We start from the raw sequence: 17081 nt of genomic DNA, 5'->3' as shown, positions 1-17081 counted from the left end.
CACCTAGAACATCTAACGACCGCCAGCTAGAACCTGGTTGTAGATGTTCTGGTTGCGGTAGATGACGGTGAATTTGGCAGCGGATTTTCTGCGTAGTAAGTCCTCAACTTTTGTCATCATCACAATCAAACTCAGCCCGTCAATCGGCTGAATGCGATAGGAATTTGATAGATAGCGGAATTGATCCACCGTGCGGTCGCGCTCAGCGTCGGGAACAAAGTTACCGTATTGCGCTGCGAGATCTTTTCTAACTTGGTTCAAATCACGCTCGACGGCTGCAGTGCTTTTCCCTTTGCCATCATATTGCACGCGCACCTCATAGAGCTTATCTTTGAGGTAATAAACCTCTAGCGAACTAGCTAAATGGGCTGGCAAATTACCGCTTTTCGAATTGATAATCACCTCACGAAGACGCTGATCTTTGGATGGGAACTTAACGCTAATTTCTAGCTTCTGCTCCTGAGCCCAGTGAATGACATGAGATGTGCCCTCGCCCCACTGCAATCCAAATGGCGGCGCTAAAATAGGAGCAGCAATGGCTGAACTAGCAGTGAGAAATACGCTGCCTATCAGAGCGGCTACAGGTTTATTCATCATCACGGCTTAAAGATATGACTACATCTTTGGCGGCAAAAGCATATGATCACCAGCAAACTCTGTCTGCGCCTTAGGCGGCTCATATTTAAGCTTCAACGGACGGAATGACTCATCGTGAGTATCCACGCGAAAATGTAATTCTGTGAGATCACGATTGGTTTCAGCCAATTGGCGCTGGAAGTTTGCTTGTCGTTGATCAAGGCGATCCATCAATGAAATCACTCTGTCTAATTTTTTGTCCAGCTCGGCAGCATAGGCCGCATCAACTTCACCCGAGGCAGCTACATTTTCCCCGCCATGACTAACCAACATCACCTGCTGCGATTGCGTAGCGGTAGTTGTAAAATCAGGCGATTCCCCCTCTAGCGGCATGGTGTTTTTATCTTGCAGCTGGAAATCACTAACCAATTCAGCTGATTGCCGGTGCGTCATAATGGCCACCACTAACATAGTGACAATCAAACTAGCACAAGTGAATACAAATGAACTCTTCATGGATTTGTAGCTGGTAAAGTGTCCAACAATGCCTGCAACTGATCAATCGCGCTATTCGCTTGTTTGCTAGCAGATTCTAATGATTTTTGATTTTTCTGAAGCATAGCTCCGACGGTTGAATGCTGAGCGTAACCTAACGCGGCATCATAACCTGGCTCAGAAACCGCCACACCACGACTCATCTCAGTGTCAGGGATGAGAATATAGGGTCTCACAGCTAGCTGGATGCGGTCATTTGATGATAATTTTACAGTCTCAGTATATTCAGGAACAATACTAGCCGCAGGAATCAATTTCCATCCTACTGGAGTTTTACTGAGTGGCTTAGGTGCCCATGGAGATAAAATTTCTAGATTCGGAGAGCGGCGATAATTTCCGCCACCTTCTAACTCGATAACCATTCGCGGTGTCTCCTGGACTTCATTCTCGTCAACATACGTCGGCAATGTTTCCTCTACCACTTCAGCCAGTGTATCTGTTGGATCGGAGAGCATGACGCTATCTTCATCAATTTCTACCACCTGTGGAGCCGTCTCAATTTCTTTCTCGTCAACCTCTTGAGCAAACGCAGATGAACTGGCTGCTAGAAATGCAATCGTCGCTAGAGAGAAAAGAGAGCCATTTACATCTATTAGATTCTTCATCATTCTGATTACTTAATGATTTCTACTTGTTCGTTTCCAGCTGGCAGCAAGTTAGCTTTCCCCCCTGTAATGGTCTGATTGAGGCTTGGGCTGTCAGCCCGCAGTGTATCCACAGGCATACTACTCTCAGCTAACATATTCCACTGAAGCATGATGGCGTCCCCCTCAGCCTTCAAACGGGCGATGTTGTTTTCATAAATTTGTAACCTGCGGAGAATCTCACGAGCCTTCCTGATATCATCAGCCGTCCAATGAAAACTCCGGCTATGGTAAAGAACCGGAACTTCTAGCATAATTTTCTGCTGGCTCCCATTGCCCCACTGAGCATTAAGCACATGTTGGACTTTGAGGTTAGTCGGCTCCCAGCCATCTTCTGGATTAGCATTTTTCACCTCGGGAGTGTCGATATCAACACTAGTAAGATCAACTGCCTTAGGGTGATTTGTCTTGGCTGGCTGCTCTTCTCCTACTTCAGTAACTTCTCTACCAGGAAGTACATTGGAGTTTGGAGACACATTAACAAGATCATCTTCAAAATCAAAATCCGCATCAGTTGCTGGCGGACTGGAGTAGTCCTGCTTATACATTTCCTGCTCCATCAACTCGTAGGGATCCACCGTCTGAGGAGATTGCTGTGTAACCATTGGAGCATTGTACACAGGCTTATTTAGATAAAGGATGAACAAAACCGCACTCAGTAACATGCTGGCTGAAAATAACCACGGAGGAATTCCGCCCATCTCCTTACGATAATTTGGTGCCGTTTGTCGAGGGGGCGTTGGTGTTAAAGTATCCGGTTTCATAAACTTGTGACGTTAATTATTTATCAGCTCACGCGTCGCTTGTCACTCCATCAAATGGCATAAAATTTGACTAGTGATTGATTATTCAGAAATCAACAAATCGATCTAGCCAGAACATAATCAATCAACCTACCAACCCTGATAATCAATAGCTTAAACCAAAAGCAATTGGCTATTTCGCAACAGCCGTCGCCCGCATGATTACTATCTGCGCCGAGCGTGGCGGAAAGGAGGTCAAAACCAGTTCATTTTCCGTCAAACTAAGCTGCCGAAGAATATTGCCATTAGCTGAAAATGCCTGCAAGCCAGGAGCTAAAGTTAGGTCGCCTGAATCATCAAGATGAGAAACACCATCTGCGCGGTAAACCTCGTAACTCGTGTGGTAATTTGTCGCCTGATTGAGATACAAACGAACCTCCATGCCATCAGTATAAACCCAATAGCTAACAGGTTTGATATCAAACTGAACAACATCTTGTCCTTCGACCTTGGTTTTAGACACGATCTGGTAGTGATTCACCAAGCGGTAACCATCTGGCAAGTCAGATGGATTAGCTGACAAACCTACGACCAATAAAAACCAGAATGAAAATATATATCGAAGCACAAATCAAAAAAAGAAACTGCCTTGGCAAGCTAGCAAGGCACATCAGCCGCACCAAAAGCATTCGCTATTTGATGCGGCTGAAATAAATTAATCATTAGCTAGAGGATTCCATTGGCCATCCTCCATATCATCGCTTCCACCTGTCGGGTGTCCGCTAAGCGTTGGGGGTACGGTCGTAATCGTTACCTCAAGCGGCTTATCATCTTTATCTTTAAAGGTAGGGAAAGATGCTTGGTTAGGCATGTATGGCGTAATCAAAGCCTCAGTCAGCGTGCTTGGCCCCTTAGTTGGATTATCCGCCAAGTATGCTTTTTGAGACATATGAACAGATCGCAGGTCTTCGATAGCCTCCTGCTTCGTAGCCCAATCACGATATTGGTTCATAGACATCGTAGCCACCCCCATAATGATCAAGATCACCATGATGACGATAGTCATCTCAATTAATGTCGTTCCACTTTTGGTCGACCTAGTTTGTATATTCTTCATACTTATTTCCGCTTTTAATTGAAGTCACCCGAAGTGAACTGATAGAAGGTTTTTTTAATAATATCCGATAGTTCAGGTGTTGCCATAAACCACTTAAAGCAGACCCAAGAGCTATATAAAGCTCCAACCGTCATTATGGAGAACACAATCCTGTAGGTAAAAGATTGTGATTTCGGAGCGATGAATCGCCCAAACCATGGATTAGACTCAACCACTTTGACCGCATACATCTGCCGACTATCTCTCAGCTTATTCGTGAGATCTTCGACGGCGGAATTAGACGCTACAATAATGCGAAGGCTGTAGTTACCTACTTTCTCTGCGCCTAACTCCTGTACTTTTGAGCCACGCGGCAGTTTAAAATCCGGCATACGCAGCACATATACATGAGTTACGTAAATGAACTTCTCCTTAAGCCAGCGGTCGAGTCTAGTTTGAACCATAATAATATTATGTTAGTGAGCCTGATTCATCATCTTAGGTCCCATCAAGAAGATAGGCATGAATGTTCCAATGAAAATAGCGGCAACTAATACACCAGCCATAATCAAAACAACCGTACTAATAAACCCAGTAAAGGTATCCATCAACTCATCCGCGCTTTCCTCATACATCTCTGCCAACAATTCTAACTGAACGTCGAGAGAAGCAGATTTTTCACCAATCGCCAACATGTGTACAACTTGCTGGTCTACCGAAGTGAACTTGGCAAAAGCATTTGATAAGGAGAGACCTTGCTTTTCATACTTTTCTGCAGCTGAATTAAGCTCACCATAAAATGGTGTTCCTTTAACAGAATTTGCACTCACCTTGATAGACTTAGCTAGGCTAATACCATTAGAATAGAGGAGACGCATGGTTGAAAGGAAAGTCATCTGCCTCAAACTCATAATCAATTGCCTGATGACCTTAATCCTAGCCATACAGATATTAAGAATAATGTTCTTAACCACGGCTGATAGGAAAATGGTAACCACAATAGCAATCATTGATAGAACCACTAATACCCAATATTCTTGGGTATATTCACTGATAGTGAAAGAGAGCGCAATCATGCCATCTGGCTCCTGACTCATACCGCTCATCATGCCTTGCACCTGCGGTACAATTTTCACCTGCGAAGCAATGAAGGCACCCATCAAGATAGGCATCACGATACATGGAATCATAATCGCCTTTTTGATTTTCTTGCGGAACGCCATCTCTGTAGTGATACGTTTGGATAAATCAGCAAACGCCTGATAGAGCTGACCAGAATCGCCACCCGCTTGAACAAGACCGATAGTCATCTCGTCAAACTTCTTCGATCTCCGAAATGCTTCGTGAATGGAAATACCATCATTCACATCATGGGCTATTGCCAACAGAGCGCCGGCCAACACTTTATTAGGGTGGCCGTTAGCATAGAATTTGAGCGCATCAGCTGTACTAATCTGCGCTTTCAGCATGGAAGCCAAGCCTTTAAATAAGTGGACTTGTTCTTTCTTGCTAAAGAGCTTTACCCCATTTCCAAATAAATGGATCTCCTTCTGGCCTAAGCCTTGTTTCTTAGTTGTCTTACGTCTCGCCACGGTACGAGCGCGCCCTTGGCCCCCTCCATCCTGGCTAGCAGCCGCTGGCGCGGCCTGAGTTTGTGCTTGTTCACTCATTATTCTGTATAAGTCATATCAATCATTTTACTGATTGCCTTTAGATCGGTTTTCCCTTCTTTGAATAGCCTCAAGCCGCTACGACGCAGGTTAGGCAGAACTCCCTCTTCATGAATTTTTACTTCAAGCTCGTATGGGGATATTTCTCCTTTTGATAACATGTCAGAAATTTTAGGGGTAATAGGGATGATCTCAAGGATAGCTGTTCGTCCGACATAACCACCTCCATGACATTCCTCACAACCTTGTAGATTACGCTCATAGACTTTAGTCGTCAACCATTCATCTGGTAGATTGAATAGACGGCAATCCAGTTCTGAGACACCTTCGAGCTCCACCTTACAGTGAGGACACAGGGTCTTCACCAAACGCTGAGCACAAGCTGCCTTCAATGTCTGAGCGATCTTCCAACGCTCAATACCTAGCTGTTCGAATCGCTCAAGAATCTGAGATGCTCGCGGGGTGTGAATTGTTGTCAGAACTTTGTGACCAGTAACGGCAGCCTCAATAGCTAGTTCAGCAGACTCAATATCACGCACCTCACCCATGAGAATAATATCTGGATCAGAACGCATGAAACTTGAAATCATAGGCTTAAACTCATCCGGACTCTTCAAGTCACAGTGAGTAACGCCTGGAACTTCATCCTCAACCGGGTTTTCCAGAGTAAGAATATTCACCTCCGGAGTATTCAGTTCACGTAGAATTGCGTTCAATGTGGTAGATTTTCCTGAACCCGTAGGTCCACTCATCACAATAATTCCAGCTGGAACTTTCATCACACGATAGAGCTCAAACAGTGTCTGCTCATCAAAGGCCAGAGAGCCTTTACCGAGAGCAACGTTCAAGTGCCCTTTATCGAGCAATCGCATGGTAATGTGATAACCTCGATAGGTCCTGTGACGTTCATATCGAATATCAATCGGACGCTGGAAGTAGGAAATCGTGAAACGGCCAGAGATACCTGGTTTAACATTTCGTTCCTCAGCCGCCAGCTTCATCAAGTTCAGCAGGTACGCGTCCAGACGATCCTTGAGTTTCATTGGCACCTCAGTGCGCTTACCCAAATCACCATTGACCCGGAAGCTGTAATAGAAAATTTCCTTTTCCACCTTGAAGTGAATATCTGACGCACGCTGGTTAACAGCATCAGCCATGATAGTCGCAATCAACTGCGCGATTGGCTCATCATATTCCTTGGTGACATCAAAATCGGTAACATCATCCTCAGTATCCTCAACATCGATGGCCTCTAACTGCTCCTGACTAGGAGCGGCTGAAGTAGGTGATTGGCCAATGGCGCTGGAAATTTCCGAAGCTAGAGTAACTAACTTAACAATTTCCGTATCAGGAAAGCGCAGTGCGATATACTCATCAGGAGCTGTATTCCACGGGTTAACAACAGCAACAATCAAGCGCCTATCGTCAAAGCACAAAGGTGTAAACCCCTCGCGAATAAGTACCTGTGGGTCACAACGCTCAAGCAGTTGCTGCTGGCAAAAATCTGCTACCTTAGGAAAAAATGGCAAGCTGTTAACTTTGGCCATCACTGCTCCAAAGGCGATCTTAGTGACTTTTGAATCTAGCGCATTTGGCTCACAATCTTTTAAACTAGCATCATGCTCAACAAGAGCAGCCATGACTCGCTTAGAGATCAGTTTGTTTAATTTAATTCCGTCAAACTCGATCATATCTTAAAGTGGGTTTTACAAAGTTTCTGCCAACTAACTGGCTCAAGACGCACAATAGTAATAATTGGTTTGGTGCCCAATTGGGCAAAAATTTGTTTTTCAATAGACTGGGCAAATGCCTCAGCAAAATATGGATTAACCGAGCCAATACCAATCACGTCAGCTTCCTCAGCATACAAAACCGGAGCTTTGTAGTTTCTGGCTAACTTCTGTAAATCTGGATATTTGTCGTAAAATGCCATTGGCATCTCAAATCGAGATGCAAACGGAATACGAGCAGGCGGGATCACACACGATCCTGCCAATTTTTGCGAAATCCTTTCGATAGACTCGTCAAGAATCTCATCAGGACGCCCCTGCATTCTGGCCAGAACCTCAACCGCATCCGCTGGCTGTCCCAGCTCCCATTTACCACGGACCTTCATACGAACCTTCATGCACTCGTCATGGGTTGCTAGATCTAACTCCTGAATAATACGAAGTGTATGCAAAAGTGAGTGCTCCATGTGTGATGGCACAAATGCACTTTTTACATTAATTTTCGGCAATTTAGGCTCTCCTGCTCCTACTTCCATAATTTAATATTAACGGGTTTTAGGGGTCTACGATGTTGGAATAAAAATCCCCTCCCCTGGATGACTCCAGCGACGAGGGGATTTAAATTAAACAACCTAAAATTACTTCCCTGCAGCTGGTACAGCTTGATTTCCGTGAAGGAAATTATGCGCTTTATTCGAATGATGATCATTCGCTGAGCGATCAGCTGGGTCATATGAAGTCGGAGTAATGATGAAGCAAAGGCTAGCTTTCTCCTGAGTATCAGACTCACTGCCGAAGAAGAAGTTAAGAACTGGAATCTTGCCTAAGATAGGGATACCATTCTTGTCCTTGCGGCTTTCTTCAGTGAAGAAACCACCGACAACCAGTGAGTGACCATCTGGGATACGGGCAATCGTATCGATTGTGGCTTCGCTAACACGTGGATATGTGTTCTCTGTAACTGCGCTAGAAATGAACTCCGTGATCTGAGCTACACGAGGACGCATATTCATACGTACTGTGCCATCAGGAAGCAGTGTTGGAGTTAAAGATAGTGTCACACCAATCTCACGTGTATTTTCTGGATCAGTAGAATCACTTTCATCAATTGTGTAACGAACTTCCTCAGATACAGAACTTGTGCTTGTTCCTTGGTTAGTTGTTGTTGTGATGATTGGGTAACGATCAATGAGAGCTACCAGAGCAGCTTCGTTATCTTCCGTGATCACAACAGGGTTTGACTGTTGTGTTGCAATCCCGTTTTCATCCAGTGCGCGGACAACGGCCTGCAATTCAACAGGGCTCAAAATCACGTTAGCTGTAGATGTTTCAGAGAGAATTGCTCCTCCAGAGATGCCTACAGCATCACCTACAGCGGCAGATGGGATACCAAATACATTGTTCAAACTTGCAACTGTATTGATTGAAAGTCCGCTGCGACCCAAAGTGCTAGACCAATCAGTACCACGGTAGCTACCTTCATTACGGTTAACGCGAAGAACTTTAACTTCCACAACGATTTGCCCCTTAGGTTTGTCAATCTTAGCGAGCAGAGCTTTCACTCTTTCCATGCGATTGACTGAATCAATAATCACAAGGGTATTTGTTTTTGGCTCAAAGTTGACGATGCCACGACCTGGTGTGAGCAATGGAGAAATCAACATTTTGATTTGGCTCATGTCAGATGGACGAAGATAACGCAGTTGGTAGCTCCACTCAGTAGCTGGAAGTTGGTCAAGCTGAGCTTCTGTCATCGCGTAAACAGTATTACCGCGCTCATACATACGAAGACCGTATTGGTAAGCGAGCTCCTCCATTTGCTTCAGTGGATTAAGATCACCATTCAAGTGACCAGTTACTGTACGCTCTGCAATTTGATCATTGTAGAAATACTGCTTATCAGCCTTCTTCGCGAGTAATAGGAAAATATCATTCAGCTTTGCGTTGGTGATTTTATAAGATCCATCACCCGCTTGCACTGTGTCCTGCTCTTGGCCGTCAACAACAAGCGCTTCACCTACAACTTCCTCCGTAGCAGGCATTTCTTCGCCTACGACATCCCCTTGCGGGTTGGCCGCCTGATCAACAGCCGCTGCTGCCTGTTCTACCTGCTCAACTACAGCTTCACCTGCGCCTGCAGACATATCCTGCGCCATTAGCGGCGTCACTGGCACCGACAGTGCCATCATGGTCATTACTAGTTTTTTCATCGTATTATTTTTAGTTACCTATGTGTGGGGGTATTCCCTTATATATGTATTTGGGTGTTATTAAGGGGGGCCCTGGGGTTAAATATTACCGAACCTCGATCGGAGCCTGATTCGCTTCATCCGCACGCTGAAAACCTTCCACAGACTGAACGCCTTCAACTCCTTCAAGTTCATTGACGCCATCCGGCAGCTCGTTCATTTTACGTACTACCTTTTCTTTGCTCTCCAAATCCGTAAACACGATCACGTCACGGCCTACCTCAGTGATCTGAACCCGCTTCTTCTCTCCGCCAAAGATCATCGGAATAACCTGCCCCTCTTTGAGGATACGAGCGCCGACCATAAACTCTTTTGAAGCTGGCATATGAGCATTAATCACCAATTCATTAACAACGTCCTGAAGTGGCGTCGCCCGCTTTACTGGCGCTAGCTTAGGAGCAGCTGCTTTTTGCACTGGAACCTTGTTAGGGTCTTGAGGTAAACCAAATGGATCTTTCTCTCTACCTCCCATAGCGAACTTAGCTGAAACCTCTGAGATGTACGCGCTTTTATTTTCCCCCAAAAAACGTGACTGCCCTATCTGAGCATCATCACCTTCAGCAGCCTCAGCAAATGAGCTTAGCGAAGATACCAATAAGATAGTTATTATGCATTTCGAAATCTTCATTTTTCCCAAGATGTGTAGTTAAGGTTAAATTGTAGCAAATTTTCATTGCTAGCTTTACGGATAGTCATTTTATCCAATTGCATCTGCGGCATTTCAGTTTCAAGCTCAAACAGGGCTTTTTGCATTACCGTTAAAGTGCCGTTATAATCAAAGATCCAGCTATTAGAGGTCTGTTTAGTAGTTTTCCCCATGCCTGAGCTTTGGGTTCCTTTATTGGCTGAATTTCTTCTCAGAACATCACTTGGGTACTTTGCCTGCAATTTACGAAACTCATTACCGAGCTGTACAATGCTCTCCTCAGAAACCTGAGCTTCCCATGCTTCCAGCTGGTCCTTCTTTCCAGATAAGTCTTTTTGCAGACGATCAATAACCTTCTGAGACTGAATTTCAGCGAGGTAATCAGATTTGTTTTTTTTGTAAGTTTTTTCCGTACTGGATTTATAGCCATAACAAACAGCTATCACGATCAAACTAAGTACCACAGGAACAACTAATCCAAAGATTATGATGCTAGTTTTATATAAATTCGTTTTCATCAACGTTTCTGAATAATCTTAATTTGATGACAATAAAGCCAACGGATCATCTTTAGAGTATTTCTGGGTTATTTGCAATGTAAAGCTGTAAGGCAGCCCCTCATCACCACGTGAATTTGCACTACGGTATTGGAACGCAATGCCGAAATCCCTAGTATCAGCAGGCTCAAAGGAAGCAATTTTAGTGGCCTCAAAAAGCTCAGAAAAAAACATCTCTCCACCATCTCGAGTATCATACTTGATCAACTTATCGATCACATTTGCATCAGCATTACCTGTTATCGAGTAGCTTTTGTGAAGCCCTTCATCGTCAGATCCAACACTGCGCGTAGACTTCTCCTTCACGGTACAATCATAAGTCACATTAGTGAGTTCAACGCCACCATCGGAAAAGGTACGTGACACTAACTCAATCACCTCCCATGCCTTAGAACGATCTGCTAATAAATTATCCCATTTTTTATAAGCGTTAATCTGTTGATTGATTTTAATTTGAGCAGCAGCGTGATTCATTGCTCTATGCCCCCATTCTGGTTTAGCCATTGTTGAGACCGCTGACAAACTAAAGTAGATGGCAATCACCGCAGCCAATGCAAATACCGCTAAACGGATTTTTTTTACCATCTGCATTAGCTTAATTTCACCATGCACAGGGTAAACCTCCTGCATATCAGATGGCGGCACTAAAAAGTCTTGCAGATGATATTTAGACTCTAGCAAGTCTGTAAAAGTCTTATTCTCGACGATTGGATAAACACTAGGATCGTACACTTTATTTACCAGAGCAGCCTCAACAAAAACGCCTTCTTGAAGCCCCCCTCGTTGCTGTAATTCAGCAAATGTCACCTCACGTATCTCCGACGCATACATCGCACTACCGATATTCAAAATAACATCAGTAACGTCGTGATCAGCCATCGAAATGATGTGTACATCAGGGTCCTCTAACTCCATAGCCACAGCAGTCATCTGCACAGTGCGACCAATATCTTTAGGGCACTGACTACCCTCGTGATGCTGTAGTGTACGCAGAGTACACAGCTCGCCTTTAGCATCAAAATAGGCCAGCATTGAAAAGGTTCTGTAGTTGTAGACCACAACAACACCCCTATCATCTCTGGAAGCCCAAATAACTGGCAATGCTAACAAGGCACAAAGCGGAGCACTAACAGCGGCAACAACAATAGGAAAATCTTTTTCGTCCGCAATTTCACGGAAATTATCAACAATACCCTCGTATTCACGAGATAATACAACCACGGTTGACTGATCATTACCTCCAGTAGCCCCCTGGTAGGGGAACAAACACAAAGCTCGTTCATCAGCGACCATCGACTTATCTTCAAGAACTTCAGCTGGACTTACCGTCAGCTCCTCAACTAACTCGGCGAAATTCGACTTTAATTTATGATCAGGCCCGATAGCTGCGAGTGAAAACTCATTGGCTAAGTAGAAAACAAATCCGATCGAATCAGCTGCTCCGCCTTCGCCGGCAAGGATCTTGCCAACAAACTTAACCTGCTGCTCTTTGTCTGACAGGTCCTCAAGGCTGATTGAGCCTGACTTGGTATACAAACCTTGCTCTGTAGACCAAATGAAATAGTTAACGGAATCTGAACCATCGAGGTACAGATGCACTTGGCAATCCTGCTCTACAGGGGATTTATACCAATTTTCATTACTGCCGCGTGTCGTCTTTTTTGCGAAGTATACCGCTTGTCGATAAGCAGCAAAGGGGTTTTGATCCGATGGGTGATAGAACTCTTTCAAAACAATAATTCAGTAATGGGATCGCGATAAAAATAATCCCCTTCCCTATACCAGGAAGGGGACTAAGAAATAATAGGTTGAGTCAAAAAACTCAGGTATTACCAACCTTCAGTTGAAGCTGGTGCGTGTGGGCCATTACCGTTTGTTGTAGTACATGAGATGTAAGCTGTACCTACTACCGGGTAAACATCGTCCTGCATACCAGCATAAAGATTATCTGGCTCGGTTGGTTCAGTTGGCTCAGAAATGATACCTGTAGCACCAAAAACTTCATCGTGCGGGAATGATTCGGTATCATTCTTAGCATTCATGTTCTGGTGAGAACGAACAGCTTTCTGAACTTGCTCTTGGTTAAGGATACAAGTGGCGTTATCAGCACCTTCTTTATAGGCCTTAGCACCAATGAACAGCACACTGATGAGTGTGATCAAAACGAGAATTACGATTGTAAGCTCGATCAGTGTCATACCTGGCTTGAGTACTGCCTTATTTGTATTTAGTTTCATATTCGTATTATATTTTGTTTTTATTTATGGGGTGTATCAACGGAATTTTACTTCCGCCAAATTTTTATATGCATTTGATGAAAACCAACTGTGTTTAGTTATGTATATTATATATCAGTAGATTCTCTATGCATGCGTGCATTTTCATACACTTCAACAGAGATTTTGCCCTGTTCGTAGAGCCGTTGCAAGTTCAAATCCCAAGGAATATTGCCCGCGCGTTTAATTGCATCCTCTAGCGCCCCTGACCCCTTATCGTAAGCGCCTATGGATGAAGCAACTGCATCATCACTATTTTGCAGAAATTCGTAGGTTAGAACGCGCCCACTTTGTCCATTTAGTAAACCCTGCGAGTGAATGAAAATTAGAATTTCACTTAATCGATTCAAAACAGCTGGATGACTTTCGCGTGGATACATCTCCAGAATACGACCAATCGTCTTAACGGCGCCAGTTGTATGCAAGGTTGAAAGTACTAAGTGACCTGTTTGTGCAGCTTCCATACAGGTTTCCATGGCTTCGCGATCGCGAATCTCACCAAGGAGAATAATATGAGGCGCTTTACGCAAAACATCCTTCAACCCCTGCCTGTAGGATTCAATATCACGCCCAACTTCCTGCTGGGTGACAATACTAGGAGCCATCACCTTAAAGCCAGGTCGATCAGGATCATCCATATCGTTAGGATACTGGTATTCTACAGGATCCTCACAGGTGACGATGTGCTTCGGGAAATTGCGGCGAGCCCAATCAATCAAGGCTGCCAAAGTAGTTGATTTACCTGAACCTGTCGGCCCAGTCACCAAACAGAGCCCAGCACGACGCTGCACAGCCATCTTTAATGTGTGAGCTGTATCCTGGTCAATTCCCAGAGACTCCAAATTTGGAATCGAGTCATTGAGAATACGACAAGTAATGCCAAGACCATTTGCCGATAAGTGAGTCTGAATACGCAGACGTCCAGAATATCGATCAGTGCCAATAATCTTGATACCATTACAAGAAAAGTCATCCACTTTAGATTCCAAGAAATCCCCCATCTTATCTTGGATTTTGTGCTCTGCGTGCATTTCCGCTGATTCAGAAAGACCAAAACCATGACTGCCGCTTTCTCGATGGCGAATCAACTCCTTGTAGATTTCATCAACCTGAGGAGATTCTAATACCCCAAGATGATCCAAACACTCCATACCTAGGTGAGTTTCGATATAGATAGGCAAGCCAGATCGTATCTGAATATCAGAGACCCCTCGGCTTTCACAAACCTTAAACATCACCCCTAGCAACTCCGCTCCAGTCATTGCTGGCTGGAATGTTAAAGCCTCAGCACTTTGAGGAAGCGGAGGGGGCGAGATAGCATCATTTTGATTAAACATAATTACAATTATTAGATATTATTTCATATCCCGCTCAAAAACAATAACAAAGGACTCAAACAGTCTACTCAGGAACCTATACCGCTCATCCATATCCGCTCGCTCTTGCGCGGAAACCATAGCCAATCTCCCCTGACTCTCAGCTGTAGCCCTCACCTCAATATATTTATTAGAAAAGCTCTCATACTCAATGACTAACTTATCAGTATCAGCGGATGTATACTTACCAGGATTACGCGTGACCATATACATCCTATTGATGATCGCATTCATCGCAGTGAGTTGTGCGCGCGGATCCTCGTTATCGTTTGCCACGAATTTGAGGGTATTTTCAGTCAACATATCCAAATCATATTCACCTACCTCAGTTGTACCTAAGCCATCTGAAATCTGCAGATAGAAATAATAGTTAGAGTAATTAACATAATTGGTCGGATCTAACTCGTAGGCAAACTTTAACAACTTTTCGGTCTCTTGCCTCAAGTAATAATCATGCTGATCAGTCAGATAGAAGCCACTGTTATTTCTATGAACCGTAGCTTCCATTAACTCAATATGACTCAATGCACGCACACGTAGCGGTTTATCCTTCTGTTGAGAGGAAACAAGATCGGGCCCGTGATCGCAATTTTCATCATGCACATGCACACTAGCAGCATGCGAGTCGCACTCTTCGCACTCTTCACCCAATGCGTGGTTATGCTCGTGAGAAGTTCCACGGTGGAAATAAAAACTAACATCGCCTTGAACCATTTTACCAGCAACTTTCCCATAGGCGCTCCCCTTCACGCCTGCAATATTTGGATCGTATTCAATCAACCCTCGAGTATCCAGCGCGGACACCATTGCAAGAGCGGCAGCTAGAGAAACTAACATCAAAGCAAACCAAGCAAACCGATATTTCATTGAGACACACATACGATATCTAAAGACACATTAAACAGCTTTAGCTTTGAATATAAGCGCGGACAGAGAGAATAACAACATCGCCAAACAACAGAAGTACCCCACTATCGGTATGAAATCGCTGACCAATAGGTGCCCCTGTTTGAATACCATACGTGTTGTCAACTCAGCTAAATGGTAGTGCGGCGAAACAACATAGATCCACTCAAGCGCTGGACTCATGCGCATCGTCGTCATCGTCTGCAGGTAACCTACACCATACATACCATATAGGGCTAAAAAGACAGGGACTACATAAGCAATCGTTGATCCAAACCTACTACCTAAAGCCGTGGCCAATAACATCAATGGAGCCATGCTTAATAATACTAGAACAAAGTATTGCCCGTTCAGTAGACGCCACTGTGAAGCCTGCACTGGATCCTCAGGCATCGCAAAAATCAAACACATCAGAACGGTAATAACCAACAAGGCAAGCAGCATGCTTAGATTCGCGAGCCATAGCTGTAGTAGTTGCTGCAAACGTCCCTGACCGCGACTAAGGAAATAAGCACCCATGCCAGATTTACTATGATCTTCACCAAATCGCGCCGATTGAAATAGCAGCCAGAACAAAGTCAAAATCCATAAAATATTCCACGCCATCTGCGCTCGCGCTGGCGGCAGCAGAGCAGGGCTAACATCTACCGGCGTCATGTAGGGCAGCACCATCGGACAGAGGAGCGCTAACAATAAAGCGATCACCCAGACTTTACGCTGTATCAATGTTGCTAAACTTAATCTAAAAATAGTCATCAGCCTATTAGTGTAATTCTTTCTTTAGTTCTCTCCACTCTGCAGCCTTTTCAGCGCCCGCCAGATGGTAGAGCTTGCCATCACTAATGATCAGAGCGCTCTCCATAACCATACTGTCTTGATCCGGATGACAGCTCAGAACCCGCAATATACCATTCTTGCGTGACTTCCAAAGGTCTTGAAAAATTTCACGGGCATACACATCCATGCCTGTGAACGGCTCATCCAATAACAAAATATTTCCCTGATCAGGGTCGACTGCATATTCAGCCATGATCAACGCAACCTTGCGTTGGTTACCAGTTGAAAGCTTGCCATATGGAAGCTTGGTATCCAGCTCAAGCTTGTCAGCCAAATCCATCACTTCGCCCAGCACCTGCTTCGGCAGCAGACATCTAAAAATCAACTTAGCTGGCAACTCACGATCAAAGCAAATATCCTCACTTAAAAACTGATTTTGCCCCACTATAGTGAAATCACCGCCTCGCAACTGCAAAACTCCAGCCAGCGAGCGCAAAAGCGTTGTTTTCCCTCGCCCATTACGGGCAAGCAGATAATGCGTACCCTCAGCTAACTCCACCTCATCAGCCGCAGTAGCAAGGGCACTTTTGTACCCAATCGCAAAGCCAGCTTGTATGCTTATTTTTGGTCCAGCCGATTCTAAATCACTCATAAATCCATTAAACACCCACAAGGAAGTATCTAATAATTACGACCCGACTAATGATATGACAAGTTGAAAAACTAAACACAGGTTAACTAAACGTTAATCTTGAGCACAAATTCATGACAATCAAACAATAGCGCCGCCATACACGAACGTTTCACAATAACCGACAAATCAACCATTCCCATCAACATGATCATACACATCACTATAAATGCCAACCACCTTACAGCATTGATAAATCATTACTTCTAGATAGAACTAACATAACAAGTACAAACCAGCTACCAAAAGTCACTAAACATCTTATCAGCCGCTTACTCAGCAACTTCTAGGCAGATATGCCATCACCTAGTCACGACCTCAAAAACTTCGACTTTGAGACGGATTGTGCTCTCTTGAAAAAATCTAGAACCATAGAACCTTTCTCCAGGTAGAGAATACCCCTCGGCAAACACGCAGCATCTCGAAGGTAAATAATCACCCTGCGTCGCTTGCATTCATACTCCAATAACAGCCTCACCACGGGTCCGAGCCAGCTAGTAAGTATTTCCATAGAACCCTCTACAGTACAAAAAAATTAAGCGAGGCCCAGAAGGACCTCGCTGAATTTAAAGCTAATGAATTGCGCTAA

The 17081-nt window shown here is 44.3% G+C and carries 19 protein-coding genes; all 19 read right to left on the bottom strand.

Going from position 1 to position 17081, the window contains the following annotated elements:
* Positions 1–12: 12 nt before the first annotated feature.
* Complete coding sequence (locus tag JIN82_RS02990) at positions 13–600, bottom strand: hypothetical protein (protein WP_200310157.1); 588 nt, start codon at positions 598–600, stop codon at positions 13–15.
* A gap of 15 nt (positions 601–615) precedes the next feature.
* Positions 616–1092 carry a hypothetical protein gene (locus JIN82_RS02985; RefSeq protein WP_200310156.1) on the bottom strand — a complete coding sequence of 159 codons (477 nt, stop codon included), beginning with the start codon at positions 1090–1092 and terminating at the stop codon, positions 616–618.
* The gene (locus tag JIN82_RS02980) at positions 1089–1739 is read right to left on the bottom strand and encodes a hypothetical protein (protein ID WP_200310155.1); all 651 of its coding nucleotides are present in this window, start codon (positions 1737–1739) and stop codon (positions 1089–1091) included. The genes JIN82_RS02985 and JIN82_RS02980 overlap by 4 nt, the downstream gene beginning before the upstream one ends.
* A gap of 5 nt (positions 1740–1744) precedes the next feature.
* Positions 1745–2539: a hypothetical protein gene (locus tag JIN82_RS02975; RefSeq protein ID WP_200310154.1), complete on the bottom strand. Its 795-nt coding sequence runs from the start codon at positions 2537–2539 to the stop codon at positions 1745–1747.
* Between the two features lie 172 nt (positions 2540–2711).
* Positions 2712–3041 (bottom strand): hypothetical protein, encoded by a 330-nt coding sequence (locus JIN82_RS02970; protein ID WP_200310153.1) that lies wholly within the window; start codon positions 3039–3041, stop codon positions 2712–2714.
* Positions 3042–3233: 192 nt separating this feature from the next.
* Positions 3234–3635 carry a hypothetical protein gene (locus JIN82_RS02965; RefSeq protein WP_200310152.1) on the bottom strand — a complete coding sequence of 134 codons (402 nt, stop codon included), beginning with the start codon at positions 3633–3635 and terminating at the stop codon, positions 3234–3236.
* 14 nt (positions 3636–3649) lie between these two features.
* Complete coding sequence (locus JIN82_RS02960) at positions 3650–4078, bottom strand: hypothetical protein (RefSeq protein WP_200310151.1); 429 nt, start codon at positions 4076–4078, stop codon at positions 3650–3652.
* Positions 4079–4090: 12 nt separating this feature from the next.
* Positions 4091–5284: a type II secretion system F family protein gene (locus tag JIN82_RS02955; protein ID WP_200310150.1), complete on the bottom strand. Its 1194-nt coding sequence runs from the start codon at positions 5282–5284 to the stop codon at positions 4091–4093.
* Positions 5284–6975 (bottom strand): GspE/PulE family protein, encoded by a 1692-nt coding sequence (locus tag JIN82_RS02950; protein ID WP_200310149.1) that lies wholly within the window; start codon positions 6973–6975, stop codon positions 5284–5286. The genes JIN82_RS02955 and JIN82_RS02950 overlap by 1 nt, the downstream gene beginning before the upstream one ends.
* Positions 6972–7550: a hypothetical protein gene (locus tag JIN82_RS02945; RefSeq protein ID WP_200310148.1), complete on the bottom strand. Its 579-nt coding sequence runs from the start codon at positions 7548–7550 to the stop codon at positions 6972–6974. Before JIN82_RS02945 ends, JIN82_RS02950 begins: the two co-directional genes overlap by 4 nt.
* Before the next feature lie 102 nt (positions 7551–7652).
* Complete coding sequence (locus JIN82_RS02940) at positions 7653–9224, bottom strand: type II secretion system protein GspD (protein WP_200310147.1); 1572 nt, start codon at positions 9222–9224, stop codon at positions 7653–7655.
* 85 nt (positions 9225–9309) lie between these two features.
* On the bottom strand, positions 9310–9891 hold the full coding sequence (locus JIN82_RS02935) for a hypothetical protein (protein WP_200310146.1): 582 nt from the start codon (positions 9889–9891) through the stop codon (positions 9310–9312).
* Positions 9888–10427, bottom strand: a complete 540-nt coding sequence (locus JIN82_RS02930; protein WP_200310145.1) for a hypothetical protein — start codon at positions 10425–10427, stop codon at positions 9888–9890. Before JIN82_RS02930 ends, JIN82_RS02935 begins: the two co-directional genes overlap by 4 nt.
* 18 nt (positions 10428–10445) lie before the next feature.
* Positions 10446–12197 (bottom strand): hypothetical protein, encoded by a 1752-nt coding sequence (locus tag JIN82_RS02925; RefSeq protein WP_200310144.1) that lies wholly within the window; start codon positions 12195–12197, stop codon positions 10446–10448.
* Between the two features lie 98 nt (positions 12198–12295).
* Positions 12296–12703 carry a type II secretion system protein gene (locus JIN82_RS02920; protein WP_200310143.1) on the bottom strand — a complete coding sequence of 136 codons (408 nt, stop codon included), beginning with the start codon at positions 12701–12703 and terminating at the stop codon, positions 12296–12298.
* 107 nt (positions 12704–12810) lie between these two features.
* Positions 12811–14079 carry a type IV pilus twitching motility protein PilT gene (locus JIN82_RS02915; protein WP_200310142.1) on the bottom strand — a complete coding sequence of 423 codons (1269 nt, stop codon included), beginning with the start codon at positions 14077–14079 and terminating at the stop codon, positions 12811–12813.
* 18 nt (positions 14080–14097) lie between these two features.
* Entirely contained in the window at positions 14098–14985 is an 888-nt protein-coding gene (locus tag JIN82_RS02910; protein ID WP_200310141.1) for a hypothetical protein, read from the bottom strand.
* Positions 14986–15015: 30 nt separating this feature from the next.
* The gene (locus tag JIN82_RS02905; RefSeq protein WP_200310140.1) at positions 15016–15780 is read right to left on the bottom strand and encodes a hypothetical protein; all 765 of its coding nucleotides are present in this window, start codon (positions 15778–15780) and stop codon (positions 15016–15018) included.
* Between the two features lie 7 nt (positions 15781–15787).
* Positions 15788–16453 (bottom strand): ATP-binding cassette domain-containing protein, encoded by a 666-nt coding sequence (locus JIN82_RS02900; protein WP_200310139.1) that lies wholly within the window; start codon positions 16451–16453, stop codon positions 15788–15790.
* Positions 16454–17081 lie beyond the last annotated feature (628 nt).

The sequence above is a fragment of the Persicirhabdus sediminis genome, from assembly GCF_016595495.1.
Taxonomy (GTDB): domain Bacteria; phylum Verrucomicrobiota; class Verrucomicrobiia; order Verrucomicrobiales; family Akkermansiaceae; genus Persicirhabdus; species Persicirhabdus sediminis.
The sequence above is the reverse complement of the archived record's forward strand: the minus strand, read 5'-3'. Positions and strand labels throughout refer to the sequence as shown.